Origin of the sequence: Pseudomonas sp. HN2, from assembly GCF_020736465.1 — a bacterium.
Lineage (GTDB): Bacteria > Pseudomonadota > Gammaproteobacteria > Pseudomonadales > Pseudomonadaceae > Aquipseudomonas > Aquipseudomonas moraviensis_A.
Genome location: NZ_CP085885.1, coordinates 4,358,660 through 4,383,452, shown reverse-complemented (window position 1 = coordinate 4,383,452; position 24,793 = coordinate 4,358,660). Strand labels below are relative to the sequence as shown.

At 59.8% G+C, this 24,793-nt stretch carries 27 protein-coding genes; 26 read left to right on the top strand and 1 reads right to left on the bottom strand.

Annotated elements, in window-relative coordinates:
* Nucleotides 1-596 precede the first annotated feature (596 nt).
* From rluC to sppA, 3 genes are read left to right on the top strand one after another with little or no spacing between them, the layout of a single operon-like run.
* Nucleotides 597-1,556 carry a 23S rRNA pseudouridine(955/2504/2580) synthase RluC gene (gene rluC, locus LIS66_RS19350; protein WP_064361456.1) on the top strand — a complete coding sequence of 320 codons (960 nt, stop codon included), beginning with the start codon at nucleotides 597-599 and terminating at the stop codon, nucleotides 1,554-1,556.
* Nucleotides 1,543-2,205 carry an HAD-IA family hydrolase gene (locus LIS66_RS19345; protein WP_083352208.1) on the top strand — a complete coding sequence of 221 codons (663 nt, stop codon included), beginning with the start codon at nucleotides 1,543-1,545 and terminating at the stop codon, nucleotides 2,203-2,205. The genes rluC and LIS66_RS19345 overlap by 14 nt, the downstream gene beginning before the upstream one ends.
* A gap of 24 nt (nucleotides 2,206-2,229) precedes the next feature.
* Nucleotides 2,230-3,219, top strand: coding sequence for a signal peptide peptidase SppA (sppA, locus tag LIS66_RS19340; RefSeq protein ID WP_227972834.1), 990 nt, complete (start codon nucleotides 2,230-2,232; stop codon nucleotides 3,217-3,219).
* 119 nt (nucleotides 3,220-3,338) lie between these two features.
* Here sppA and LIS66_RS19335 read toward each other — a convergent pair whose 3' ends face one another.
* Nucleotides 3,339-3,917 (bottom strand): Maf family protein, encoded by a 579-nt coding sequence (locus LIS66_RS19335; protein ID WP_227972833.1) that lies wholly within the window; start codon nucleotides 3,915-3,917, stop codon nucleotides 3,339-3,341.
* Nucleotides 3,918-4,022: 105 nt separating this feature from the next.
* Here LIS66_RS19335 and LIS66_RS19330 point away from each other — a divergent pair, with 105 nt between their 5' ends.
* The 23 genes from LIS66_RS19330 (at nucleotide 4,023) to araH (ending at nucleotide 24,533) form a co-directional block, all read left to right on the top strand.
* Nucleotides 4,023-4,550, top strand: coding sequence for a YceD family protein (locus LIS66_RS19330; protein ID WP_003204262.1), 528 nt, complete (start codon nucleotides 4,023-4,025; stop codon nucleotides 4,548-4,550).
* Between the two features lie 13 nt (nucleotides 4,551-4,563).
* Complete coding sequence (rpmF, locus tag LIS66_RS19325; protein ID WP_003179396.1) at nucleotides 4,564-4,746, top strand: 50S ribosomal protein L32; 183 nt, start codon at nucleotides 4,564-4,566, stop codon at nucleotides 4,744-4,746.
* A gap of 4 nt (nucleotides 4,747-4,750) precedes the next feature.
* A complete protein-coding gene (plsX, locus tag LIS66_RS19320; protein WP_080902545.1) occupies nucleotides 4,751-5,761 on the top strand; it encodes a phosphate acyltransferase PlsX in 1,011 nt (336 codons plus the stop codon).
* 123 nt (nucleotides 5,762-5,884) lie between these two features.
* Nucleotides 5,885-6,823, top strand: a complete 939-nt coding sequence (gene fabD / locus LIS66_RS19315) for an ACP S-malonyltransferase (RefSeq protein WP_227972832.1) — start codon at nucleotides 5,885-5,887, stop codon at nucleotides 6,821-6,823.
* A gap of 16 nt (nucleotides 6,824-6,839) precedes the next feature.
* The gene (gene fabG, locus LIS66_RS19310) at nucleotides 6,840-7,583 is read left to right on the top strand and encodes a 3-oxoacyl-ACP reductase FabG (protein WP_227972831.1); all 744 of its coding nucleotides are present in this window, start codon (nucleotides 6,840-6,842) and stop codon (nucleotides 7,581-7,583) included.
* A 196-nt stretch (nucleotides 7,584-7,779) separates the two neighbouring features.
* A complete protein-coding gene (gene acpP / locus LIS66_RS19305; protein ID WP_003175607.1) occupies nucleotides 7,780-8,016 on the top strand; it encodes an acyl carrier protein in 237 nt (78 codons plus the stop codon).
* Between the two features lie 108 nt (nucleotides 8,017-8,124).
* The gene (fabF, locus tag LIS66_RS19300; RefSeq protein ID WP_227972830.1) at nucleotides 8,125-9,369 is read left to right on the top strand and encodes a beta-ketoacyl-ACP synthase II; all 1,245 of its coding nucleotides are present in this window, start codon (nucleotides 8,125-8,127) and stop codon (nucleotides 9,367-9,369) included.
* Nucleotides 9,369-10,184, top strand: coding sequence for an aminodeoxychorismate lyase (gene pabC / locus LIS66_RS19295; RefSeq protein ID WP_227972829.1), 816 nt, complete (start codon nucleotides 9,369-9,371; stop codon nucleotides 10,182-10,184). The genes fabF and pabC overlap by 1 nt, the downstream gene beginning before the upstream one ends.
* A gap of 3 nt (nucleotides 10,185-10,187) precedes the next feature.
* Nucleotides 10,188-11,381, top strand: a complete 1,194-nt coding sequence (gene mltG / locus LIS66_RS19290) for an endolytic transglycosylase MltG (protein ID WP_227972828.1) — start codon at nucleotides 10,188-10,190, stop codon at nucleotides 11,379-11,381.
* Nucleotides 11,382-11,400: 19 nt separating this feature from the next.
* The gene (gene tmk, locus LIS66_RS19285; RefSeq protein ID WP_042610705.1) at nucleotides 11,401-12,033 is read left to right on the top strand and encodes a dTMP kinase; all 633 of its coding nucleotides are present in this window, start codon (nucleotides 11,401-11,403) and stop codon (nucleotides 12,031-12,033) included.
* Nucleotides 12,026-13,009, top strand: a complete 984-nt coding sequence (locus LIS66_RS19280) for a DNA polymerase III subunit delta' (RefSeq protein WP_227972827.1) — start codon at nucleotides 12,026-12,028, stop codon at nucleotides 13,007-13,009. Before tmk ends, LIS66_RS19280 begins: the two co-directional genes overlap by 8 nt.
* Nucleotides 13,010-13,051: 42 nt before the next feature.
* Nucleotides 13,052-13,408, top strand: coding sequence for a PilZ domain-containing protein (locus tag LIS66_RS19275; protein ID WP_016770983.1), 357 nt, complete (start codon nucleotides 13,052-13,054; stop codon nucleotides 13,406-13,408).
* 15 nt (nucleotides 13,409-13,423) lie between these two features.
* Nucleotides 13,424-14,215 (top strand): TatD family hydrolase, encoded by a 792-nt coding sequence (locus tag LIS66_RS19270; protein WP_227972826.1) that lies wholly within the window; start codon nucleotides 13,424-13,426, stop codon nucleotides 14,213-14,215.
* Nucleotides 14,216-14,566: 351 nt separating this feature from the next.
* Nucleotides 14,567-15,205, top strand: a complete 639-nt coding sequence (locus LIS66_RS19265; protein ID WP_016770981.1) for a TetR/AcrR family transcriptional regulator — start codon at nucleotides 14,567-14,569, stop codon at nucleotides 15,203-15,205.
* A 138-nt stretch (nucleotides 15,206-15,343) separates the two neighbouring features.
* A complete protein-coding gene (locus LIS66_RS19260; protein WP_041479439.1) occupies nucleotides 15,344-16,312 on the top strand; it encodes a GTP 3',8-cyclase MoaA in 969 nt (322 codons plus the stop codon).
* A 165-nt stretch (nucleotides 16,313-16,477) separates the two neighbouring features.
* Nucleotides 16,478-17,083 carry a DUF4823 domain-containing protein gene (locus LIS66_RS19255; RefSeq protein WP_042610708.1) on the top strand — a complete coding sequence of 202 codons (606 nt, stop codon included), beginning with the start codon at nucleotides 16,478-16,480 and terminating at the stop codon, nucleotides 17,081-17,083.
* Nucleotides 17,084-17,097: 14 nt separating this feature from the next.
* Complete coding sequence (locus LIS66_RS19250; RefSeq protein WP_227972825.1) at nucleotides 17,098-17,658, top strand: DUF1285 domain-containing protein; 561 nt, start codon at nucleotides 17,098-17,100, stop codon at nucleotides 17,656-17,658.
* 191 nt (nucleotides 17,659-17,849) lie between these two features.
* A complete protein-coding gene (locus LIS66_RS19245; RefSeq protein WP_039760144.1) occupies nucleotides 17,850-18,566 on the top strand; it encodes a FadR/GntR family transcriptional regulator in 717 nt (238 codons plus the stop codon).
* Between the two features lie 134 nt (nucleotides 18,567-18,700).
* Entirely contained in the window at nucleotides 18,701-19,576 is an 876-nt protein-coding gene (locus LIS66_RS19240; RefSeq protein ID WP_227972824.1) for an SMP-30/gluconolactonase/LRE family protein, read from the top strand.
* A gap of 270 nt (nucleotides 19,577-19,846) precedes the next feature.
* Entirely contained in the window at nucleotides 19,847-20,665 is an 819-nt protein-coding gene (locus LIS66_RS19235) for an SDR family oxidoreductase (protein WP_042610711.1), read from the top strand.
* A 278-nt stretch (nucleotides 20,666-20,943) separates the two neighbouring features.
* Entirely contained in the window at nucleotides 20,944-21,948 is a 1,005-nt protein-coding gene (locus tag LIS66_RS19230) for a substrate-binding domain-containing protein (protein WP_227972823.1), read from the top strand.
* A gap of 53 nt (nucleotides 21,949-22,001) precedes the next feature.
* On the top strand, nucleotides 22,002-23,552 hold the full coding sequence (gene araG / locus LIS66_RS19225) for an L-arabinose ABC transporter ATP-binding protein AraG (protein ID WP_227972822.1): 1,551 nt from the start codon (nucleotides 22,002-22,004) through the stop codon (nucleotides 23,550-23,552).
* A 12-nt stretch (nucleotides 23,553-23,564) separates the two neighbouring features.
* Nucleotides 23,565-24,533, top strand: coding sequence for an L-arabinose ABC transporter permease AraH (gene araH / locus LIS66_RS19220; RefSeq protein WP_123419098.1), 969 nt, complete (start codon nucleotides 23,565-23,567; stop codon nucleotides 24,531-24,533).
* The last annotated feature ends 260 nt before the right edge of the window (nucleotides 24,534-24,793 follow it).

The following is a 24,793-nucleotide window of genomic DNA, read 5'->3' as shown; positions in this document are numbered from 1 at the left end:
AGCGATGTCCGGCCAATTGGGCCGATACCGCGACGTACGCGTCCTGCTTGCTGTGGCTACTTAAGCACTCAGTCAGGAGGAGGAATCAACCAGCGGCTGTGGACGAGATGAAGCGTCTTGATCAAAGCTTGTTGCTACACAGTCCGGCGGTTGTGCATCTCCACCCTACACGTATCCCTGATAATTCGGGTGCTGCCGCGCGCAGAATCCGCAGCGGGTTGGCATTTACCGTGAGCTCCGAAAGGGGAGGTCACGCATCATGGCTAATTCAGGCGATGTTTCCGAAACATTCGCTCGGGGTCATTCGCAGTCGACTGCACTTTGTGAACTGGCCTCGAATGTTGCCTGCCGGGCGAGTGAGAACTCTGCTCGACGGTGTAATTCAGGCCTCATGTCACCTGCGCTCGTTACAACCGCAAACTCCACCGTTACGTAGCGAAAGCCCCGTAGGACGGCCTCGCGCCCTGGTGAATTGCGTTGGTCAGGGCCGGTCTTTGACCGTGGTTCCGCTGTCCAGGCCGCTTTTGGCGGCGTTCGCGACTATAGCAGCAATGATTAAGTGCTTCAATTCCATAAAAATTGTTATCATCCGCGGCATGACAACTACTGCCCCTTCGACTCCAGGCGTTCAACTGCTTGAAGTCTCGCCGGAGTATGCCGGCCAACGAATCGACAACTTTCTCCTCGCCCGGCTCAAAGGCGTGCCCAAGACCTTGATTTACCGCATTTTGCGCAAAGGCGAAGTGCGCGTGAACAAAGGTCGGATCAAGCCCGAATACAAGCTCCAGGCCGGCGATATCGTGCGCGTGCCGCCGGTTCGCGTGCCTGAGCGCGACGAGCCGGTGCCCCTGGCCCAAGGGCTGCTGCAGCGGCTGGAAGCGTCGATTGTCTACGAAGACAAAGCCCTGATCGTGATCAACAAGCCCGCCGGCATTGCGGTTCACGGCGGCAGCGGGCTGAATTTCGGGGTGATCGAAGCCTTTCGTCAGTTGCGTCCCGATGCCAAGGAGCTCGAACTGGTTCACCGTCTCGACCGTGACACCTCCGGCCTGCTGATGATCGCCAAGAAGCGCAGCATGTTGCGCCACTTGCACGAGCAACTGCGCGGCGATGGCGTCGACAAGCGCTACATGGCACTGGTTCGCGGCAACTGGGCAACGTCGATCAAGCAAGTCCGTGCGCCATTGCTCAAGAGCAATCTGCGTTCCGGCGAGCGCATGGTCGAGGTCAACGATGAAGGCAAGGAAGCTCTGACCGTGTTCAAGGTGCTGCGCCGCTTCGGCGACTTTGCCACCATGGTCGAGGCCAAACCGGTTACCGGGCGTACCCACCAGATTCGTGTGCACACCCTGCACGCCGGGCATTGCATCGCCGGCGACAGCAAGTACGGCGACGACGATTTCACCAGGGAAATCCGCGATCTGGGTGGCAAGCGCCTGTTCCTGCACGCCTACATGCTGACCGTGCCGCTGCCCGACGGCGGCAAGCTGACCCTTCAGGCACCGGTTGACGAAATGTGGGCCAAGACCGTGGAGCGATTGAGTGCGCCCATCTGATTACAAGCTGCTGATTTTCGACTGGGACGGCACCCTCGCCGATTCCATTCACCGGATCGTCGAGGCCATGCATTCGGCGTCCGGCCGTTCCGGTTTCGAGCTGCGCGATGACTTCGCCGTAAAAGGCATCATCGGCCTCGGATTGCCGGAAGCGATTCGCACCCTGTACCCCGAAATCAGCGACGCAGAACTGCTCGCGTTCCGCGAGTACTACGCCGATCACTACATCGCTGCCGAGGCCGTGCCTTCGCCGCTGTTCGAAGGCGTGGTCGAGTCGATGGCGTCGTTTCGCGAGCAGGGCTATCACCTGGCGGTGGCGACTGGCAAAAATCGGCGCGGACTGGATCGCGTGCTCAAGGCCAATGGCTGGGAAGATTATTTCGATATCACCCGTGCCGCCGATGAAACTGCCAGCAAGCCGCACCCTCTGATGCTTGAGCAGATCGTCAGCCACTGCGGCGTGCGCCCGGAGCAGGCGTTGATGGTCGGTGATTCGTCGTTCGATCTGCTGATGGCGCGCAATGCGGGAATGGATTCGGTGGCGGTCAGTTATGGCGCGCAATCGATCGAGTCCCTGCAGCAGTTTGAGCCGCGGCTGTCGATCGACCGTTTTTCTGAATTGCATGCCTGGCTGGGTCAGCGGGCTTAATACGTTTTTGCTGGGGTAGATGGCATGACCGACGAATGGAAAGCACCGGCCAAGGCAAGTGCCGACGACGGTGACGCGAAAAGCTGGAAGCTGTTGGAAAAAACTCTGCTGGCTGGTGTGCAGGAACAACGCCGTTCGCGGCGCTGGGGGATTTTCTTCAAGCTGCTGACGTTTGTTTATCTGTTTGTTGTGCTGCTGCTGTTCACGCCGCTGATGGACATGGAAAAAAGCGCCACCCGCGGCCCGAACTACACGGCGTTGATCGAGATCGACGGCGTAATCGCCGACAAGGAGCCAGCCAGCGCCGACAATATCGTGGGCAGCCTGCGCGCGGCGTTCGAAGACAAAAAGGTCAAGGGCGTGATCCTGCGCATCAACAGCCCGGGCGGCAGTCCGGTGCAGTCGGGTTATGTCTACGACGAGATCAAGCGTCTGCGTGCTCTGCACCCGGAGATCAAGCTTTACGCAGTGATTTCCGATCTAGGTGCCTCCGGTGCTTACTACATCGCCAGCGCGGCGGACCAGATTTACGCCGACAAGGCCAGTCTGGTGGGTTCGATCGGCGTGACAGCGGCGGGTTACGGTTTCGTCGGCACCATGGAAAAGCTGGGTGTTGAGCGTCGTACCTACACCTCCGGCGAGCACAAGGCGTTTCTCGATCCGTTCCAGCCGCAAAAGCCTGAAGAAACCGCGTTCTGGCAAGGCGTGCTCGACACTACGCACAAGCAGTTCATCAACAGCGTCAAGCAGGGTCGTGGCGAACGCCTGAAAGACAAAGAGCATCCGGAGCTGTTTTCCGGGCTGGTCTGGTCGGGTGAGCAGGCGCTGCCGCTGGGCCTGATCGACGGCCTGGGCAGTGCCAGTTCGGTGGCGCGCGATGTGATTGGCGAGAAGGAACTGGTGGACTTCACTGTGCAGGAGTCGCCGTTTGATCGTTTCTCGAAGAAGCTTGGTGCCAGCGTGGCGGAGCAATTGGCGATGTGGATGGGTTTCCACGGGCCTTCGTTGCGGTAAATTGCCGGTAGATCAAAAGATCGCAGCCTGCGGCAGCTCTTACAGGATTAATGTTCACTCGCTTTTTTTGCGGTGACGCCGATTCTGTAGTAGCTGCCGAAGGCTGCGATCTTTTGCTTTTAAGGGATTTGCACACCTTCGGTCAGCAACATATCGATCAGGCGAATCAGCGGCAGGCCGATCAGGCTGGTGGCGTCCGGACCTTCGGTCGATTGAAACAGGCTTACACCCAAGCCTTCGGCCTTGAAGCTGCCGGCGCAGTCGTACGGCTGCTCAATGCGCAGGTAGCGCTCGATGCGCGCCTGATCCAGCTGACGCATGTGCACGGTGAACGGCACGCAGTCGACCTGGCATTGCCCGGTCTGGCTGTTGAGCAGCGCCAGGCCGGTGAGGAAGGTCACGCTCGCGCCGCTGGCGGCCATCAGCTGATCGCGGGCCTTTTCGAAGGTGTGCGGCTTGCCGATGATCTGTTCGCCGAGGACGGCGACCTGATCCGAGCCAATGATCAAATGAGCAGGGTGGCTGTCCGCCAAGGCCCGGGCTTTTTCCTCGGCAAGACGTTTGACCAGGTCGAGCGCGGACTCGCCCGGGCGATGACTTTCATCGATGTCCGGCGAGCTGCAGACGAACGGCAGGTGCAGGCGGGCCAGCAATTGGCGGCGATAAGTCGAGCTTGAAGCGAGTAATAAAGGCAGCATGGACGTCTCCTGAGGCAGGTGCGGATTCTAGCGGAGGCGCGCAAGTGACGGACAGGGCACAATTTCCTTTGACATGGGTGGGTGCATCCCTATAATGCTGCGCCTATGTTGAATGACCCGATTCCACCTCACGTTGACCCGCGCAAATTGGCTGACCGTGGCACCACCCTTCAAGGTGAGCTGCTGCTGGCCGATTTGAAGAGACTCTGCGACCCGCTTTCCGACGATGTCGGTACGGTGCAGGCCAAATTCGTTTTTGAACGAGATGAACGTAAGTCTGTGGTCATCCACAGCTTTATCGACACCGAAGTCAAAATGGTTTGCCAGCGTTGTCTTGAGCTGGTCACCCTGCCGATCCACAGCGAATGCAGTTACGCGGTGGTGAAGGAGGGTGCGAATACCCAGTCGTTGCCGAAAGGTTATGACGTGCTGGAACTGGGCGAAGATCCATTGGATCTGCAGTCACTGATCGAGGAGGAGCTTCTGCTCGCCTTGCCCATTGTGCCTGCTCATCATCCGGAAGAATGCCAGCAGCCGGCGGGAGCAGATGAGCCCGAACCGAGCGAGGACGAGGTAACGCGGTCCAACCCGTTCAGTGTATTGGCGCAGTTAAAGCGTGACCCAAACGTTTAGGAGTTAATCAATTATGGCTGTTCAGCAGAACAAAAAATCCCGCTCTGCCCGTGACATGCGCCGTTCGCACGACGCTCTCGAGGCTAGCACCCTGTCTGTAGAAAAAACCACCGGTGAAGTTCACCTGCGTCACCACGTATCGCCAGAAGGCGTATACCGTGGCCGTAAAGTGATCGACAAGGGCGCTGACGAGTAATCACTTGTCCGCTCAAGTCATCGCGATTGACGCAATGGGCGGGGACTTCGGTCCCCGCAGCATTGTTCAGGCCAGTCTCGCTTGTCTGTCTGCTACGCCCTCGTTGCACCTGACCCTCGTCGGTCAACCCTCCCTTCTTGAAGAACTGATCCACGGCCAATCGGCTGCCGATCGCGCGCGCCTGACGATTGTTCCGGCCAGCGAAGTCATCACCATGGACGAAAAACCTGCCCAGGCCCTGCGTGGCAAGCCGGATTCGTCGATGCGTGTCGCCCTCGAATTGCTCCGCGATGGCAAGGTGCAGGCCTGTGTCAGTGCCGGCAATACCGGCGCGTTGATGGCGTTGTCGCGTTTTGTCCTGAAGACACTGCCCGGCATTGATCGTCCGGCCATGGTGGCGGCGATTCCGACGCAGACCGGCTATTGCCAGTTGCTCGATCTTGGCGCCAACGTCGATTGCAGTGCCGAGCACCTGTTGCAGTTCGCTGTGATGGGTTCGGTGGCTGCGCAGACCTTGGGGATTGCCCGTCCGCGTGTGGCGCTGCTGAACATCGGCACCGAAGACATCAAGGGCAATCAGCAGGTCAAACTGGCGGCGACGCTGTTGCAGGCTGCGCGCGGGATCAACTACATCGGCTTCATCGAAGGCGACGGCTTGTATCGCGGCGAGGCCGATGTGGTGGTCTGTGACGGTTTCGTCGGCAATATTCTGCTCAAATCCAGCGAGGGGCTGGCGACGATGATTGCGGCGCGCATCGAGGCTCTGTTCAAGAAAAACCTGGCTTCTCGCGCTGTAGGTGCGCTCGCGATGCCGTTGATGAAGCGTCTGCAGGCCGATCTGACCCCGGCGCGACATAATGGCGCAAGCTTTCTCGGCTTGCAGGGCATCGTCGTGAAAAGTCACGGATCGGCCGGGGTGCAGGGCTTTCAGAGTGCGATTCAGCGGGCGCTGATCGAGATTCAAGAGAACCTGCCCGAGCGCCTCCACGGTCGTCTGGAGGATCTGTTGTCTTAGGCGTTTTCGTCGGACAATGCTTAAATGTGACCGCCCGGTTCAAAGGGCCATCCAAACTGTCAGTTTCTCCCGTCCCGAGCGGGACGTTATTTTCCGACGACAAGATCATTAGGGGCTTGTTACATGTCTGCTTCCCTCGCATTCGTCTTTCCAGGACAGGGTTCGCAGTCCCTCGGCATGCTGGCCGAGCTGGGCGCGCAACATCCGCTGATCCTCGAAACATTCCAAGAAGCCTCTGCTGCGCTGGGCTATGACCTGTGGGCACTGACCCAACAGGGTCCGGAAGAGCTGCTCAACCAAACCGATAAAACCCAGCCGGCCATTCTGACCGCTTCGATCGCCCTGTGGCGTCTGTGGCTGGCTGAAGGTGGCGCGCGTCCGGCATTCGTCGCCGGTCATAGCCTGGGTGAATACAGCGCCTTGGTCGCCGCCGGCAGCCTGAGCCTGGCTGACGCGGTCAAGCTCGTCGAGCGCCGTGGCCAGTTGATGCAGGAAGCGGTGCCGGCCGGGCAGGGCGGCATGGCCGCGATTCTCGGTCTGGAAGATGCCGATGTGCTGGCAGCCTGCGCCGAAGCGGCGCAAGGCGAAGTCGTCAGCGCGGTGAACTTCAACTCGCCAGGCCAAGTGGTGATCGCCGGCGCCAAGGCAGCCGTCGAGCGCGCCATCGAAGGCTGCAAGGCCCGTGGTGCCAAACGCGCCATGCCGTTGCCGGTGAGCGTGCCATCGCACTGTGAACTGATGCGTCCGGCTGCCGAGCGCTTCGCTGAGTCGATCGCTGCCATCGACTGGCAGGCGCCGCAGATCCCGGTCGTCCAGAACGTCAGCGCACAAGTGCCGGCCGATCTGGAAATCCTCAAGCGTGATCTGTTGGAACAACTCTACAAGCCAGTGCGCTGGGTTGAATCGGTGCAGACCCTGGCGGGCAAGGGCGCCACGAATCTGGTCGAATGCGGCCCGGGCAAAGTCCTGGCCGGCCTGAACAAACGTTGCGCCGAAGGCGTTTCGACTTCCAATCTCAATACCCCAGACGCCTTCGCTGCCGCTCGTGCAGCGCAGGCCTGAATCAGGAGAAACTTGCATGAGTCTGCAAGGTAAAGTTGCACTGGTCACCGGTGCAAGCCGCGGTATCGGCCAGGCCATCGCACTGGAACTGGGTCGTCAGGGCGCCATCGTTGTTGGCACCGCGACCTCCGCGTCGGGCGCCGAGCGCATTTCTGCGACCCTGAAGGAAAACGGCATCCAGGGTGCCGGTTTCGAACTCAACGTCACCAGCGACGAATCGGTCAGCGCCGTGCTGGCGGGCATTCAGGAGCAGTTCGGTGCGCCGGTGGCGATTCTGGTCAATAATGCCGGTATCACCCGCGATAACCTGATGATGCGCATGAAAGACGACGAATGGTACGACGTAATCGATACCAACCTGAACAGTCTGTATCGCTTGTCCAAGGGCGTTCTGCGCGGCATGACCAAGGCACGTTGGGGTCGAATTATCAGTATTGGCTCGGTGGTGGGTGCCATGGGCAACGCCGGCCAAGTAAACTATGCAGCCGCCAAGGCCGGTCTGGAAGGTTTCAGCCGGGCGATGGCGCGTGAAGTCGGTTCGCGTTCGATTACGGTCAACTCGGTAACCCCAGGGTTCATCGACACCGATATGACCCGCGAGCTGCCTGAAGCACAGCGTGAAGCCTTGCAGACGCAGATTCCGCTGGGTCGTCTGGGACAAGCTCAAGAGATCGCGTCCGTGGTCGCTTTTCTTGCATCCGACGGTGCGGCATACGTTACCGGGGCTACAATCCCGGTGAACGGTGGGATGTACATGTAAGTAAAATGTGACGGATTGCTTCAAAAAAATGTCATACGAGCTGTCTAAAATCCGTTATAAAGCTGCAATCTATTTATAGGCAGAGGGTCGCAGGGTTTGAGGAGTGAAGCTTTCAGTTGAAAAGCTGAAAAGTCTTTCTATACACTTACCCACTGGCCAGCTGCCTGAATTTGTCCATTAGGAGTGAAAACAAGGTATGAGCACCATCGAAGAGCGCGTCAAGAAAATCGTTGCCGAGCAACTGGGTGTTAAAGAAGAAGAAGTGGTCAACACCGCTTCCTTCGTAGAAGACCTGGGTGCCGACTCCCTTGACACCGTTGAGCTGGTGATGGCTCTGGAAGAGGAATTCGAGACCGAAATCCCTGACGAAGAAGCTGAAAAGATCACTACTGTACAAGCTGCAATCGACTACGTTACCAGCCACCAGGCGTAATAGTTTGTAATCGTTGCTTGCTGTCATGGAAAAACCGCACTGCCATCATGGCGTGCGGTTTTTTCTTTAGGCCTGATGCAAAGTCGTCATTTGAAAAAGGAGAGTGCTGTGTCGCGTAGACGCGTCGTAGTCACCGGTATGGGTATGTTGTCGCCACTGGGCACGGATGTGCCGAGCAGTTGGCAGGGCATTCTGGCTGGCCGCAGTGGCATTGGTCTGATCGAACACACCGACCTTTCTGCCTATTCGACCCGCTTTGGCGGTTCGGTCAAAGGCTTCAATGTCGAGGAGTACCTGTCGGTCAAGGAAGCGCGCAAGCTCGACCTGTTCATTCAGTACGGCCTCGCCGCAGGTTTTCAAGCCGTGCGCAACGCCGGTCTGGAAGTCACCGACGCCAACCGTGAGCGCATTGGCGTGGCCATGGGTTCGGGTATCGGCGGTCTGACCAACATCGAAGAAACCAGTCGCACCCTGCACGAGACCGGTCCGCGACGGATCTCGCCGTTCTTTGTGCCTGGCTCGATCATCAATATGATTTCCGGTTTCCTGTCGATCCATCTGGGCGCACAGGGACCCAACTACGCTATCGCCACCGCGTGCACCACCGGTACGCACTGTATCGGCATGGCCGCGCGCAATATCATGTATGACGAAGCCGACGTGATGATTGCCGGCGGTGCGGAAATGGCCGCTTGCGGCCTGGGCATGGGCGGCTTCGGCGCGTCCCGTGCGCTGTCGACCCGCAACGACGAGCCGACCCGCGCCAGTCGTCCATGGGACAAGGGCCGTGATGGCTTCGTCCTGTCCGACGGCGCCGGTGCGCTGGTTCTTGAAGAACTCGAACACGCCAAGGCGCGCGGCGCGACGATCTACGCCGAGCTGATCGGTTTCGGCACCAGTGGCGATGCGTTCCACATGACCTCGCCACCCGCCGACGGCGCCGGTGCCGCGCGCTGCATCACCAATGCCCTGCGCGACGCGAAGATCAATGTCGATCAAGTGCAGTACATCAACGCTCACGGCACTTCGACCCCGGCCGGCGACCTTGCCGAAGCCAACGCGATCAAGTCAGTGTTCGGCGATCACGCCTACAAGCTGGCGGTCAGCTCGACCAAGTCGATGACCGGTCACCTGCTGGGTGCAGCGGGCGCCGTCGAGGCGATCTTCAGCGTGCTGGCGATCAACAGCCAGGTAACACCGCCGACCATCAACCTCGATGAGCCGGACGAAGGCTGCGATCTCGATTTCGTCGCGCACACTGCGCGCAACATGGATATCGATGTCGTGCTGTCCAACTCCTTCGGTTTTGGCGGCACCAACGGCACTCTGGCGTTCCGCCGGTTCGCGGGCTGATGGAGAGCTGGGTCGACGGTCAACCGGCTGACGCGCTGTCGCTGAAAGATCGCGGCCTGGCTTACGGCGATGGTCTGTTCGAGACCATTGCTGTGCGCAGTGGTCGGCCGATCCTGCTGGATCGGCACCTGACGCGTCTGGCCGAGGGCTGTATGCGTCTGGCCATCTCTACCGATATCGAGCTGATTCGCCACGAGCTGCTGAGCTATGCGACAGCGATGGGCGAGGGCGTGCTCAAGCTCATCCTCACTCGCGGTGACGGTCTGCGCGGTTATGCGCCCGACCCTGCGGCGCAGGGCCGACGCATTCTGCAAGGCAATCCGCCGGCGGCTTATCCCGCTGCCCATGCCGAGCACGGCATCCGCCTCTTTCCCTGCAACACCCGCTTGTCCACGCAGCCGTTGTTGGCCGGACTCAAACATCTGAATCGACTCGAACAGGTGCTTGCCCGCGCCGAGTGGCAGGACAGCGAGCATGCCGAAGGCTTGATGCTCGATCAGGCCGGGCGCGTCGTCGAAGGCGTGTTCAGCAATATTTTCCTGGTGCGCGACGGTGGTCTGATCACGCCCGACTTGAAGCGCTGCGGCGTCGCTGGTGTGATGCGCGCGGAAATATTGTTTCAGGCCGAGTCACTGGCCATCCCTGCGCAAATCGCCGATATCAGCCTCGATCACCTGCAATGGGCTGATGAAGTGTTTGTCTGCAACAGCGTTTATGGCGTCTGGCCGGTACGCGCCTGTGCCGCACTGAGCTGGTCGGTTGGCCCGCTCACCCGTAAACTGCAAACCATTGCCCGCGCGCTACTGGATGCTTGATTCGTGAGACGTAAACTTTTGCTGCTGCTGGAAACCGGACTGGTTCTGGCAGGGCTGCTGTTGGGCGCCAGCGCCTGGAAAATTCATTCGGCACTGGAACAGCCCCTGAACATCCCGCAGGAGCAACTGCTGGATGTGCCGAAAGGCTCCACTCCGACCCGTACCTTCCTTGAACTCGAGACCGATGGCGTCATCAAGGACGCGTTCTGGCTGCGCGTCTACTGGCGCTTCAACCTCGCCGGCACGCCGATTCACAGCGGCGAGTACCGCATGCAGCCGGGCATGACCGTCAACGGTCTGATCGATTCGTGGAAGCGCGGCGACGTTGTTCAGTACAGCCTGACTCTGGTCGAAGGCTGGACTTTCCATCAAGTGCGCGCCGCCCTGGCCAAGGACGACAAGCTCGAGCAGACCCTCAACGGTCTGAGCGACGGCGACGTCATGGCCAAGATTGGCCACAAGGGCTTGTTCCCTGAAGGCCGGTTCTTCCCGGACACCTATCGTTTCGTGCGCGGCATGTCCGATGCCGAGCTGTTGAAGAAGGCCTTTGACCGCCTCGACGAGGTGCTTGCCAAAGAGTGGGCACAGCGTTCCGGCGATGTGCCTTACACCGAACCCTATCAAGCGCTGATCATGGCCTCACTGGTCGAGAAGGAAACCGGCGTTCCGCAGGAACGCGGCCAGATTGCCGGCGTCTTTGTGCGGCGGATGGCGCTGGGCATGCAGTTGCAGACCGACCCGACGGTGATTTATGGCCTCGGTGATCGCTACACCGGCAAACTGACCCGCGCGCATTTGAAAGAGCCGACGCCTTACAACACGTACGTGATTCCCGGCTTGCCGCCGACGCCGATTGCGATGGTCGGACGCGAAGCGATTCACGCTGCGCTCAATCCGGTAGAAGGCAGCAGCCTGTATTTCGTCGCCCGTGGCGATGGCAGCCATGTGTTTTCCGATGATCTGGATGCGCACAACAACGCAGTGCGCGAGTACCAGCTCAAACGCCGTGCCGATTACCGTTCCAGCCCGGCGCCAGTGAACGCGCCCGAAACGGCGCCGGCCGCCGATGAGGCGATTCCGGCCGCTTCGCCGAACACCGCGCCAGAGGCGCTGCCCGAAGTGCCATCGAAAGCGCCGCCGCAAGATCCGGCGCCAGCCCAAGAACCGGACGCCGCTGCACCGCAGAACGCGCAATGACTTTGATGAAGGACTGCCTGTGACTGGCTTGTTTATTACCCTGGAAGGCCCGGAAGGCGCGGGCAAGAGCACCAATCGCGAATACCTCGCCGAGCGCCTGCGCGCCGCCGGCATCGAAGTGGTGCTCACCCGTGAGCCGGGTGGCACGCCACTGGCCGAGCGGATTCGCGAGGTGCTGCTGACACCGGCCGACGAAGTGATGCACCCGGACGCCGAGTTGTTGCTGGTATTCGCCGCACGCGCGCAGCATCTGGCAGAGGTGATTCGCCCGGCGCTGGCCCGTGGCGCCGTGGTGCTGTGTGATCGCTTCACCGATTCGACGTACGCCTATCAGGGCGGCGGTCGGGGTTTGTCGCTGGAGCGCATCGCCACTCTGGAGACTTTCGTGCAGGGCGACTTGCGTCCCGATCTGACGCTGATTTTCGATCTGCCCGTGGAAATCGGTCTGGCCCGTGCCAGTGCCCGTGGTCGACTGGACCGTTTCGAACTGGAAGGGCGGGCGTTTTTCGAAAGCGTGCGCAATGCGTTCCTGAAACGCGCCGAAGCCGACCCTTCGCGCTATGTGCGCATCGATGCCGGTCAGCCATTGGCCAAGGTCCAGCAATCGCTGGACACCTTGCTGCCGAATCTGCTGGAGCTGGCCCGTGGCTGAGGCCTATCCATGGCAGGACAGCCTCTGGCAGCAACTGGCCGGACGCAGTCAGCACGCCCACGCGTATCTGCTGCACGGCCCTGCCGGGATCGGCAAACGTGCGCTTGCCGAACGTCTGATGGCCAGCCTGCTGTGCCAGCGGCCAACCCCCGAGGCCTGTGGCGAGTGCAAATCCTGCCTGCTGCTCAAGGCCGGCAGTCACCCGGACAATTACATTCTGGAGCCGGAAGAAGCGGACAAGGCGATCAAGGTCGATCAGGTTCGTGATCTGGTCAGTTTCGTCGTGCAGACCGCACAGCTCGGCGGGCGCAAAGTGGTGCTGATCGAGCCGGTCGAGTCGATGAACATCAACGCTGCCAACGCCTTGCTGAAAAGCCTCGAAGAGCCGTCCGGGGATACCGTGCTGCTGTTGGTCAGCCATCAGCCGAGCCGTTTGTTGCCGACCATCAAGAGCCGTTGCGTGCAGCAGGCCTGCCCGCTGCCGGGCGAGGCGATGAGCCTGGAGTGGCTGGCTCAGGCGCTGCCGGATTGCGCCGAAGAAGAACGCGTCGAACTGCTGACCCTCGCCGCCGGCTCGCCGCTGATGGCGGTCAGCCTGCAAGCCCAGGGCGTGCGTGAACAGCGCGCGCTAGTGGTCGAAGGCGTGAAGAAGTTGCTCAAAGGGCAGCAATCGCCGACGCAGCTGGCGGAAGAGTGGAAAAGCATTCCGATGCTGCGTCTGTTCGACTGGTTCTGCGACTGGTCGAGCCTGATCCTGCGCTATCAGTTGACCCAGGACGAAGCCGGCCTTGGCCTGGCCGATATGCGCAAGGTTGTGCAATATCTGGCGCAGAAAAGCGCGCAGGGCAAAGTGCTGGAGATTCAGGACTGGATTCTCGCCCAACGGCAGAAAGTCCTGAGCAAGGCCAACCTCAATCCGGCGCTGTTGCTGGAAGCGTTGTTGGTGCAATGGGTGGGATTGCCTGGTCAAAGATAAGAATGTGTATCTAGACTCTGAAGATCAGCAGTGGAGGTGAACATGATTGAACCTGTCAGCCCGGGGCCGCGTAACGGCATCCTGTCCCTGACCATCAAGGACAAGTCGGTGCTTTACGCCGCGTATATGCCGTTCATCAAGAACGGTGGTCTGTTCATCCCGACCAACAAAAGCTACAGGTTGGGCGACGAGGTGTTCATGCTTTTGCACCTGATGGATGAAGCGGAAAAGATTCCGGTCGCCGGCAAGGTCGCCTGGATCACCCCCAAAGGCGCGCAAGGCAATCGCGCCGCCGGTGTCGGCGTGCAATTCAACGACGGCGACGACACCGCGCGCAGTCGCATCGAAACTCATCTGGCCGGAGCGCTGAAATCCGACCGTCCCACTCATACGATGTAAGTTGCAGTCTTTTTTATGCTCGTAGATTCCCATTGTCACCTTGATCGCCTCGACCTCGCCGCCCATGACGGCTCGCTGGATGCCGCACTTGCTGCGGCCCGTGAGCGCGGGGTCGGACATTTTCTGTGCATCGGCGTCAGTGCCGACAACGCCGCCGACGTCAAAGCCCTCGCCGAGCGTCATGCCGACGTCGACTGCTCGGTGGGCGTGCATCCGCTGGATGTGCAGCCGGGCGCGGCACCGGCGCTTGACTGGTTGTTGCACGAACTCAACCACCCGAAAGTGGTGGCAATCGGCGAGACCGGCCTCGACTATCACTACGAGCCGGAAGCCGCCGAATTGCAGCAGGAGTCGTTTCGCCTGCATCTGCAGGCGGCGCAGCAGACCGGTAAGCCGGTGATCATCCACACTCGCGGCGCGCGTGCCGACACCCTCGAACTGCTGCGCGAAGCGGCGTTGCCCCAGGCCGGCGTGTTGCATTGCTTCACCGAAGACTGGGACATGGCCAAAGCGGCGCTGGACATGGGCTATTACATTTCCCTGTCAGGCATCGTTACGTTCCGCAACGCCGACGCGCTGCGCGATGTGGCGAGCAAAGTGCCGGCCGATCGCCTGCTGGTGGAAACCGATTCGCCGTATCTGGCGCCGATTCCTTATCGTGGCAAGCCGAACCTGCCGCAGTACGTGCGCGAAGTGGCGGAGTTTCTGGCGATGCTGCGTGGTGAGAACTACGAGCGCTTTGCCGAGCAGACCACAGAAAATTTCAAGCGTCTGTTCCCGCTGGCGAGTGTTAAATCTGCCCTGTGACGGCTGACCAAATCGCAGGCAAAAAAAACCCGGGTTCTGGGGGGTGAATCCGGGTTAAGACCATTAGGAGTAAAACAAAGGCACGCGGTCCGTTGGTACCTTTACCGGCGCGACACTTGGGGGAGATGTCGGCCGACAGTTCAAGTATTGATCAGTCTGGCGTTCAGTCCAGTGAGCCGGTCGGGGTTTTTAAACAAATTTGGAATACGTTTGCTTCAGTTGAGTTCTCATTGCGCTCAAATCGTTCTCGAAATGAACAAGAAACACAGATTTGGTCGATGAACCGTGCTTTTTTGTGCAAGTTAGGCATAATACGCGGCTTCGAATTTTGACCCTTCAGACCTTTTTCTTATGCATAAAGAACCTCGTAAGGTCCGTGAATTTCGTCGCCGCGAGCAGGAAATTCTCGATACCGCGCTCAAGCTGTTCCTCGACCAGGGTGAAGACAGTGTCACCGTCGAGATGATTGCTGATGCCGTGGGTATCGGCAAAGGCACGATCTACAAGCACTTCAAATCCAAGGCCGAGATCTACTTGCGCCTGATGCTCGATTACGAGCGCGATCTGAACGAGTTGCTGCATTCGGCCGATGTCGACAAGGACAAGGAAGCGCTGTCCCGCGCCTACTTCGAATTCCGCATGCGCGACCCGCAGCGCTATCGCCTGTTTGACCGCCTCGAAGAGAAAGTGGTCAAGGGCAATCAGGTGCCGGAGATGGTCGAGGAACTGCACAAGATCCGTGCCTCGAACTTCGAACGCCTGACCCTGCTGATCAAGGGTCGCATCAGCGAAGGCAAGCTCGAAGATGTGCCGCCGTACTTCCACTACTGCGCATCCTGGGCGTTGGTGCACGGCGCGGTGGCGCTGTATCACTCGCCGTTCTGGAGCAATGTGCTGGAAGATCAGGAAGGCTTCTTCCAGTTCCTGATGGACATCGGCGTGCGCATGGGCAACAAGCGCAAGCGCGACCCGGAAACGCCGAGCACTTGAGCCATTCAGCGATCTGATTGCGCCATGTTTTAGCTACATGGCGCAGTAGCGCAGGAATATACTCAGGCATAGGGCTTGCTAAAACCTGATTTCTCAGTCAGGTTTTCCGCGCTCGACTTTCTTTCGCCGGAGTGTTTCATGATCGTTGACCGTCAAGGCAGGCGTTTTCGCAATCTGCGCATCAGCCTGACCTCTGCCTGCAACTATGCCTGTACCTACTGCGTGCCCAACGGCAAGCGGTTGGTCGCTGCGCAGGATGAACTGTCGGCCGAAGCCATGGCGCGGGGCGTCGAATACCTGATCGAGGCGGCCGGCATCGAGCGCCTGCGCATCACCGGCGGCGAGCCGCTGGTCAGCCCCAAGCTCGAATCGTTCATGACTGCCGTCGGCCAGATGGGCCTCGACGACATCAGCCTGACCACCAACGGTCAACTTCTTGCGAAAAAACTGCCGCTGCTGGTGGATGCCGGTCTGCGTCGAATCAACGTTTCCCTCGATACTCTTGATGCCGCTGCTTTTCGCAGCATCGCTCGTGGCGGCGATCTGGCCAGCGTGCTCGACGGCATGGATCAGGCTGCCGCCGCCGGGATGAAGATCAAGGTCAACATGGTGCCGTTGCGCGGGCAGAACCTCGATCAGGTCATGCCGCTGCTCGATTATTGTCTGGAACGCGGCTTTGAACTGCGTTTCATCGAGTTGATGCGCATGGGCCACCTGGCCAAAGACTCGAACGCCTTCCTGCAGCAGTTCGTCAGCCTTGAGCAGTTGCTCGGTCTGATCGGCGAACGTTATGAATACGCCCAGACCGACGCGCCTGTGGATGCCACGGCCGTACGCTACGCGATTCCCGGTCGCGGCACCTTCGGCGTGATCGCCAATGAAAGCGTGCCGTTCTGCCGCACCTGTTCGCGCTTGCGCCTGTCGTCGACCGGTTGGCTGCATGGCTGCCTGTCGTCGAGCAACCGTCACTACGTCGGCGATTTGCTCGACAAGCCGCGGCATCAGGCGTTGCCGGCGCTGCAGCGTTTGCTGGTCAAGGCGTTGGGTGACAAGCAGGAGGTGGCGTTCTCTGGCGGCGCTACGGTCATGAAGATTATTGGCGGCTGATCTACCGCTTTCGCGAACAAGCTCGCTCCCACCTTGAAAAGGCATTTCCCTGTGTGAGCGAGCCTGCTCGCGAATGCCTCTGTCACCGAATTAGCCGAGCTGGCGCAAAAGCTGCATCCAACGGCCATTCGCCGGTTTTCCGACACCGGCTTCTGGAGGAATAGGATGCGTAGCCTGGTTTTGCTGCTGGCCGTTTTGGCGCTTGGCGGCTGCATGAATGTCAGCGACATGGCCGAAGGCACTCGCTATCACATGAGCGATGCGGGACTTCTGGACCATAGCGACAGCCGCCGGGTGAACAATATCCGCATTCAGCCGGACTCGTTCATCTTCATCGCCCAGGGCGCATTCGCGCCGCCGGGTGGTTCCTATCCACGGCCGAATGTGGTCGCCGAAGAAGCCTTCAAGGGCTTCGTCGAATACTTCCCGATGGTCCGCCGCGCCCGCGCGCCGGAAGGCCTCGACCAGGCCATGGGCGAAGCCCGCGACGCCGGCGCGCATTACCTGCTCTACACACGTTTCGCCAAGGCAGACGACCGCATCGGCAACTCCGACGAGTGGCTGGATCAGGAAGCGGTGGATCGCCTCGGTATCGACGGCGGCGTGATTCAGATCATGTTGATCGAGACCAGCACCCAGTATTTGATTGATACTGCACGGATCAAGAGTCGTGGCGGTTTACTGACGTTCCATGACTCCAAACCCGAAGACCTCATCGGTCCGCCGCTGGCGCAGTACGCACGCCGCCTGCTGGGGATCGGCGACCAGTAATCAAGGAGTACGCCATGAGTGACCCGCAAACAGCCAATGACCTGCTGGGACAGATTCCCAAGACCAAAGGCCTGCCACCGGTGCATTTGTGGAACCCGGATTTCTGCGGCGACATCGACATGCGCATCGCCCGCGATGGCACCTGGTACTACCTGGGCACGCCGATCGGGCGCAAGCCCATGGTCAAATTGTTCTCCACCATCATCCGCCGCGATGGCGATGATTATTTCCTGATTACCCCGGTCGAGAAGGTCGGCATCAAGGTCGATGACGCGCCGTTTGTGGCGGTTGCCGTGGAAGTAGAAGGCGAGGGCGAGACGCAGCTTTTGCGCTTTACTACCAATGTCGAGGAAACCACCGAGGCGGGACCGGAGCATCCGATTCGCGTCGAGATTGATCCTGAGACCCAGGAGCCTGCGCCCTATGTGCATGTGCGCAGCAATTTGGAAGCGCTGATTCACCGCAATGTGTTTTATCAGCTGGTGGAACTGGCGGTGAGCCGCGAGATTGATGGTCAGCGCTGGCTCGGCGTGTGGAGCGGCGGCGAGTTCTTTCGCATCGGTCTCGAACCCTGAATAAATCCCCTGTAGGAGTGAGCCTGCTCGCGATGGCGGTATGACGGTTGATATTTGCATTGACTGGTACACCGCTATCGCGAGCAGGCTCACTCCTACATCTGTTTCGTGTTCCAGCGGAAAATCCCGGTTGACTGTTATTCATATGATGATTAGCGTAGGCACCCATCGCGATTCGCCTTGAGGTGTTCATGTCCAGCAGCTTTCATGCGTCGACCGTTGACTGGCTGGGCAGCTGGATTGCCGCTGGCCAGGTCAAGCCGGGGCAGACCATCAAGGTCGAGGCGGATCTGGGCGAGCAACTCGGTGTCAGCCGCACGGTGATTCGCGAAGCGATCAAAACCCTCGTCGCCAAAGGCATGCTCGAAGTCGGGCCGAAAGTCGGCACGCGGGTATTGCCGGTGCGCCGCTGGAATCTGTTCGATCCGCAAGTGGTGGGTTGGCTGTCGCGCAATGGCCTGCCGGAAAATTTCGTCGATGACTTGCTGGATTTGCGCCGCACCATTGAGCCGATGGCGGTGCGCTGGGCCTGTGAACGGGCGACCCCGGAGCAGATCGAAGCGGTGCAACTGGCCTTCAATGCGCTGGAGCGTGCGGTCGATAGTGGCATCGATTACAACCGCGCCGACCAGGCTTTCCACGAATGCATCCTGGCCGCCAGCCATAATCAGTTCATCGAACAAATGGTCCCGGCTCTCGGCGCGTTGCTGGCGGTGTCGTTCGAAGTCTCCGCCGCCGACCCCGATGAACTGCGTCGCACCTTGCCGATCCATAAAGACATGGCCGACGCCATCGCCGCACGGGATTCGACCCGTGGCGTGTGGGCGTGCATGACCTTGATCGACAATGCCGATCTGGCGATAAAACGCTTTTACCCGAAAGTCATGGCCGACCGGAAAGCCAGCTGAACACCGAGATCCCCTGTAGGAGTGAGCCTGCTCGCGATAGCGGTGGTTCACTACCAATGATGTCGACTGATACACCGCTATCGCGAGCAGGCTCACTCCTACAATGCGAACAACAAGAACATGAAGGATTCCAGATGACCTGCACCGCCCTGACCCAACACCGCGCGCTACTTGGCGAAGGCCCGTTCTGGGATGCGCCGACCCATGCGTTGTACTGGGTCGACATCGCTGGCAAACAAGCATTGCGCCTGATTGGCCAGAACGTGCAGATCTGGCAAATGCCCGAGCACATCTCCGCCTTCATTCCCTGCGCCAGCGGCGATGCGCTGGTCACGTTGAGCAGCGGCGTGTATCGACTGGATCTCGATTCTCCCGGGCTTGAGCCTCGATTGACCCTGTTCTGCGTTGCCGACCCGCAACCGGGCAATCGGCCCAACGAAGCCCGCTGTGATGCGCTGGGCCGCTTGTGGCTCGGCACCATGCAGAACAACATCGGCGAGCATGGCGAGGATCTGCCGATCGTGCGTCGTTCCGGTGGCCTGTTCCGCGTCGATCCCGATCAGCGCGTCACGCCACTGCTGCTCGGTCTGGGCATTCCCAACACCCTGCTGTGGAGCGACGACGGCACCACGCTGCTGTTCGGCGAAAGTCTCGACAGCACGCTCAATCGATATTTCATCCGCACCGACGGCAGTCTCGATGCGCCACAGGTTTTCTATTCATCCGATCAGCACGGCGGCCCCGACGGCTCGGCCATGGATGCCGAAGGCTATGTGTGGAATGCGCGCTGGGACGGCAGTTGCCTGTTGCGCCTGACGCCGGACGGGCAGGTGGATCGCAGAATCGACCTGCCGGTCAGTCGCCCGACCAGTTGCGTATTCGGTGGTGAAGACCTGAGAACCTTGTACATCACCAGTGCAAAAAGTCCGCTCAATCATCCACTCGATGGTGCGGTGCTGAGCATGCGCGTCGATGTTGCAGGAAAACTCTGTACGCGTTTTGCCGGTTAAATCCCAAAATATGGGATGCAAAATTATATATTGAGATTATTTGCGGGTCGGGTTTATAGTCGGCTCCAGCAGTAACACGCACTCACACTTAAAAAGAACAAAACAGGTGAAGTGATGCAGCGAATTCTTGTCGCCCGCTTAGGCGGGATCCGCCTTTCGTCACGGCTCAATGCCGTTGGCGACGCTTGCCTGTTTCTTTTCCCAAGCCGTGAAAACCGGACATCGACCGATGCCCGGTTTTTTTGCGTCTGCGCGCGGGAGGCCTGAACCATGGGTGAAGCGCTCACATTGCCTGCCGTGCCGCCAACGCCAAAAGGCGAACGCCTGAAAAACAAGGTTGTGCTGCTGACTGGCGCCGCTCAGGGCATTGGCGAAGCGATCGTTGCCGCCTTTGCCTCACAGCAGGCCAGACTGCTGATCAGCGATATCCAGGCCGACAAGGTCGAGCAGGTCGCCGCCCATTGGCGTGCACAAGGCCATGACGTGCAGGCACTGAAGGTCGATGTGTCGAATCAGCAGGACCTGCATGCCCTTGCCAGACGCGCCGTGGAATTGCATGGCCGCATCGACGTGCTGGTCAACTGCGCCGGGGTCAATGTGTTCCGCGATCCGCTGCAGATGACCGAGGAAGACTGGCATCGTTGCTTCGCCATTGATCTGGATGGCGCCTGGTATGGCTGCAAAGCCGTGCTGCCGCAAATGATCGAGCAGGGCGTCGGCAGCATCATCAACATCGCCTCGACTCATTCCAGCCACATCATTCCTGGCTGCTTTCCGTACCCGGTGGCCAAGCACGGCTTGCTCGGCCTGACCCGCGCCCTCGGCATCGAATATGCGGCCAAAGGCATTCGCGTCAACGCCATCGCCCCGGGCTACATCGAAACCCAGCTGAACGTCGATTACTGGAACGGCTTTGCCGATCCCCACGCCGAGCGGCAGCGCGCCTTCGACCTGCATCCGCCCAAGCGCATCGGCCAGCCGATCGAAGTGGCGATGACCGCAGTGTTTCTGGCCAGCGATGAAGCACCGTTTATCAACGCCTCGTGCATCACCATCGATGGTGGTCGCTCGGTGATGTACCACGACTGAATAGAACGGATTTCCAGCGCTGAACTACGCTTGAAATCCAATCATCATACGATATGACTATTTTCAAATAGCTTTGCAGCAGTACGTGTCACGCCACCACACCTGTGGCGAGGGAGCTCGCTCTCGCTCCGCTGCGCAGCAGTCGTAAATTCGGGCAATGCGGTGTGTCTGATTGACCGAGGTAACCGGTTTTAGGGCCGCTTCGCAGCCCAGCGGGAGCAAGCTCCCTCGCCACAAGCTGTTTAATTTGCTCAAAAAAAATAACAAGGAGTCATCTGATGAAACGTCGTTTCGGGATTCGTACCCTGTGCAGCACTGCCCTGACGGTCACTGCGTTCAGCCTGAGCAGTGCGCTGCTCGCCGCCGACGCGGTGAAGATCGGTTTTCTGGTCAAGCAGGCCGAAGAACCGTGGTTCCAGACCGAATGGGCTTTTGCCGAAAAGGCCGCCAAGGACAAGGGCTTCGAACTGATCAAGATCGCTGTGCCCGATGGCGAAAAAACTCTTTCGGCCATCGACAGCCTGGCTGCCAACGGCGCCAAGGGCTTCGTGATTTGCCCGCCGGACGTGTCCCTCGGCCCGGCCATCATGGCCAAGGCCAAGATCAACGATCTGAAAGTGATTGCCGTCGACGACCGTTTCGTCGACGCCAACGGCAAATTCATGGAAGACGTGCCGTACCTGGGCATGGCCGCGTTCGAAGTCGGGCAGAAGCAGGGCGCCGCCATGGCTGCCGAAGCGAAGAAACGTAACTGGGACTGGAAAGACACCTACGCGGTGGTCAATACCTACAACGAACTCGACACCGGCAAGAAACGCACCGATGGTTCGGTCGATGCGCTGAAGAAGGCCGGCATGCCAGAGGATCACATCCTCTTCGCCGCGCTGAAAACCCTCGACGTACCGGGCAGCATGGACGCCACCAACTCGGCGCTGGTGAAACTGCCGAGTGCGGCGAAAAACCTGATCATCGGCGGCATGAACGACAACACCGTGCTTGGCGGCGTGCGTGCTACCGAAGCGGCCGGGTTTGCCGCGAGCAACGTGATCGGCATCGGCATCAACGGCACCGACGCCATTGGCGAGTTGAAGAAACCTAACAGCGGCTTCTTCGGTTCGATGCTGCCTAGTCCGCACATCGAAGGCTACAAAACCGCCGAGATGATGTACGAGTGGATCACCGCCGGCAAAGAACCGCCGAAGTACACCGCCATGGATGACGTCACCCTGATCACCCGCGAAAACTTCAAGCAAGAGCTGGAAAAAATCGGCTTGTGGAACTGAGGCAGCGACGGCCCGGGCAGCCGGGCCGTTTTTCGGTGTGAAGAGGTGGCTTTATGCACGCGCAAGTACAGACACAAGAACAACAACATGGCGCCAGCGGCAGCCTGCGTTTCAACGGGATCGGCAAGACCTTTCCCGGGGTAAAAGCGCTCGATGGCATCAGCTTCGTCGCCCACCCCGGCCAGGTTCATGCCTTGATGGGCGAGAACGGTGCGGGCAAGTCGACGCTGCTGAAAATCCTCGGTGGCGCCTATATTCCGAGCAGCGGCGAACTGCAGATCGGCGAGCAGGCGATGGCGTTCAAGTCGACTGCCGACAGCATTGGCAGCGGTGTCGCGGTGATTCACCAGGAACTGCATCTGGTTCCGGAAATGACCGTGGCCGAGAACCTGTTTCTCGGTCATCTGCCGGCCAGTTTCGGTTTGATCAATCGCGGCGAACTGCGCCAGAAGGCCTTGAATTGCCTGAAAGGCCTGGCGGACGAAATCGATCCGCAAACCAAAGTCGGGCGCTTGTCGCTGGGCCAGCGCCAATTGGTCGAAATCGCCAAAGCGTTGTCTCGTGGTGCCCACGTCATCGCTTTCGACGAACCGACCAGCAGCCTCTCGGCACGCGAGATCGATCGCTTGATGGCGATCATCGGGCGCCTGCGCGATGAGGGCAAAGTCGTGCTCTACGTGTCCCATCGCATGGAAGAAGTGTTCCGCATCTGCGACGCCGTGACGGTGTTCAAGGACGGCCGCTACGTGCGCACGTTTGAAGACATGAGCCAGCTGACCCACGATCAACTGGTGACCTGCATGGTCGGTCGCGACATTCAGGACATCTACGACTACCGCCATCGCCCCCGTGGCGCCGTGGCGTTGAAAGTCGATGGTCTGCTTGGCCCGGGCCTGCGCGAGCCGATCAGTTTCGAAGCGCACAAGGGCGAAATCCTTGGCTTGTTCGGCCTGGTCGGGGCAGGGCGCACCGAGCTGTTTCGTCTGCTCAGTGGCCTGGAGCGCAACACCGCCGGACGCCTTGAATTGCGCGGCCATGAGCTGAAACTGCGCTCGCCCCGTGACGCGATTGCCGCCGGCATTCTGCTTTGCCCGGAAGACCGTAAGAAGGAAGGCATCATCCCGCTGGCCAGCGTCGCCGAGAACATCAACATCAGTGCCCGTGGTGCGCATTCCGGGCTTGGCTGCCTGATCCGTGGCCTGTGGGAAAAGGGCAACGCCGACAAGCAGATCAAAGCCCTGAAAGTGAAAACCCCGCACGCCGGCCAGCAGATCAAGTTCCTTTCCGGCGGCAACCAGCAGAAGGCCATTCTCGGCCGCTGGCTGTCGATGCCGATGAAGGTTTTGCTGCTCGACGAACCGACCCGTGGCATCGACATCGGCGCCAAGGCCGAGATCTACCAGATCATCCACAACCTCGCCGCCGACGGCATTTCGGTGATCGTGGTGTCCAGCGATCTGATGGAAGTGATGGGCATTTCCGACCGCATCCTGGTGCTGTGCGAAGGCGCCCTGCGCGGCGAAGTCAGCCGCGACCAGGCCAATGAATCCAACCTGCTGCAACTGGCTTTGCCACGCCACCGCGCTGACGGCGTGGCGAACTGAGAGGTGACTATGATGACTACCCAAAACGAAACCCTGCCGAACGAGCGCAAACCGCTGGACCTGCGGCGCTTCCTCGATGACTGGGTCATGCTGCTGGCGGCGATCGGCATCTTTGTCGCCTGCACGCTGTTGATCGATAACTTCCTCTCGCCGCTGAACATGCGCGGTCTGGGCCTGGCGATTTCCACCACCGGCATCGCCGCGTGCACCATGCTTTACTGCCTGGCGTCGGGACACTTCGACCTCTCGGTTGGTTCGGTGATTGCCTGTGCCGGCGTGGTCGCGGCGGTGGTGATGCGTGACACCAACAGCGTGTTTCTCGGGGTCAGTGCGGCGCTGGTGATGGGCCTGATCGTCGGGTTGATCAACGGCATCGTGATTGCCAAGTTGCGCGTCAATGCGTTGATCACGACGCTGGCGACCATGCAGATCGTTCGCGGTCTGGCTTATATCTTTGCCAACGGCAAAGCGGTCGGCGTCTCGCAGGAATCCTTCTTCGTCTTCGGTAACGGCCAGTTGTTCGGCGTGCCGGTGCCGATCCTGATCACCATTGTCTGCTTCCTGTTTTTCGGCTGGCTGCTGAACTACACCACCTATGGGCGCAACACCATGGCCATCGGTGGCAACCAGGAAGCGGCGCTGTTGGCGGGCGTCAACGTCGACCGCACCAAGATCATCATCTTCGCCGTGCACGGTGTGATCGGCGCGCTGGCGGGGGTGATCCTGGCCTCGCGGATGACTTCCGGGCAGCCAATGATTGGTCAGGGTTTTGAACTGACGGTGATCTCGGCTTGCGTGCTGGGCGGGGTTTCGCTGAGCGGCGGCATCGGCATGATCCGCCATGTGATTGCCGGGGTGTTGATTCTGGCGATCATCGAGAACGCGATGAACCTGAAGAACATCGATACGTTTTATCAGTATGTGATTCGGGGTTCGATCCTGTTGTTGGCCGTGGTCATTGACCGCCTGAAACAACGCTAACGTCAAGAACTACCCTCACCCCAGCCCTCTCCCGGAGGGAGAGGGGGCCGACCGAGGTGTCTTGCGGTCTACATCGACCTGGAAGGTTGGGTCGATTGTGGATTCGCTAAAGCAATATCAGGTCGGCGTATCTCCTGAGCATCCCTCACCCTCTCCCTTTCCCTCCGGGAGAGGGAAAGGGGGCCGACCGAGGTGTCTTGCGTAATCCGTCGACCTGAAAGCTCTCGTCGATTATGGATTCGGCGGAGCACTTTCAGGTC

Coding starts and splice junctions, on each gene's coding strand:
- LIS66_RS19275 (WP_016770983.1), top strand. CDS start 13,052: ATGATTGAACCTGTCAGCCCGGGGCCGCGTAACGGCATCCTGTCCCTG.
- fabG (WP_227972831.1), top strand. CDS start 6,840: ATGAGTCTGCAAGGTAAAGTTGCACTGGTCACCGGTGCAAGCCGCGGT.
- LIS66_RS19335 (WP_227972833.1), bottom strand. CDS start 3,917: ATGCTGCCTTTATTACTCGCTTCAAGCTCGACTTATCGCCGCCAATTG.
- LIS66_RS19240 (WP_227972824.1), top strand. CDS start 18,701: ATGACCTGCACCGCCCTGACCCAACACCGCGCGCTACTTGGCGAAGGC.
- LIS66_RS19270 (WP_227972826.1), top strand. CDS start 13,424: ATGCTCGTAGATTCCCATTGTCACCTTGATCGCCTCGACCTCGCCGCC.
- rpmF (WP_003179396.1), top strand. CDS start 4,564: ATGGCTGTTCAGCAGAACAAAAAATCCCGCTCTGCCCGTGACATGCGC.
- rluC (WP_064361456.1), top strand. CDS start 597: ATGACAACTACTGCCCCTTCGACTCCAGGCGTTCAACTGCTTGAAGTC.
- LIS66_RS19245 (WP_039760144.1), top strand. CDS start 17,850: ATGTCCAGCAGCTTTCATGCGTCGACCGTTGACTGGCTGGGCAGCTGG.
- araG (WP_227972822.1), top strand. CDS start 22,002: ATGCACGCGCAAGTACAGACACAAGAACAACAACATGGCGCCAGCGGC.
- LIS66_RS19230 (WP_227972823.1), top strand. CDS start 20,944: ATGAAACGTCGTTTCGGGATTCGTACCCTGTGCAGCACTGCCCTGACG.
- araH (WP_123419098.1), top strand. CDS start 23,565: ATGACTACCCAAAACGAAACCCTGCCGAACGAGCGCAAACCGCTGGAC.
- LIS66_RS19255 (WP_042610708.1), top strand. CDS start 16,478: ATGCGTAGCCTGGTTTTGCTGCTGGCCGTTTTGGCGCTTGGCGGCTGC.
- sppA (WP_227972834.1), top strand. CDS start 2,230: ATGACCGACGAATGGAAAGCACCGGCCAAGGCAAGTGCCGACGACGGT.
- LIS66_RS19260 (WP_041479439.1), top strand. CDS start 15,344: ATGATCGTTGACCGTCAAGGCAGGCGTTTTCGCAATCTGCGCATCAGC.
- LIS66_RS19330 (WP_003204262.1), top strand. CDS start 4,023: ATGTTGAATGACCCGATTCCACCTCACGTTGACCCGCGCAAATTGGCT.
- pabC (WP_227972829.1), top strand. CDS start 9,369: ATGGAGAGCTGGGTCGACGGTCAACCGGCTGACGCGCTGTCGCTGAAA.
- LIS66_RS19250 (WP_227972825.1), top strand. CDS start 17,098: ATGAGTGACCCGCAAACAGCCAATGACCTGCTGGGACAGATTCCCAAG.
- LIS66_RS19265 (WP_016770981.1), top strand. CDS start 14,567: ATGCATAAAGAACCTCGTAAGGTCCGTGAATTTCGTCGCCGCGAGCAG.
- LIS66_RS19235 (WP_042610711.1), top strand. CDS start 19,847: ATGGGTGAAGCGCTCACATTGCCTGCCGTGCCGCCAACGCCAAAAGGC.
- fabD (WP_227972832.1), top strand. CDS start 5,885: ATGTCTGCTTCCCTCGCATTCGTCTTTCCAGGACAGGGTTCGCAGTCC.
- acpP (WP_003175607.1), top strand. CDS start 7,780: ATGAGCACCATCGAAGAGCGCGTCAAGAAAATCGTTGCCGAGCAACTG.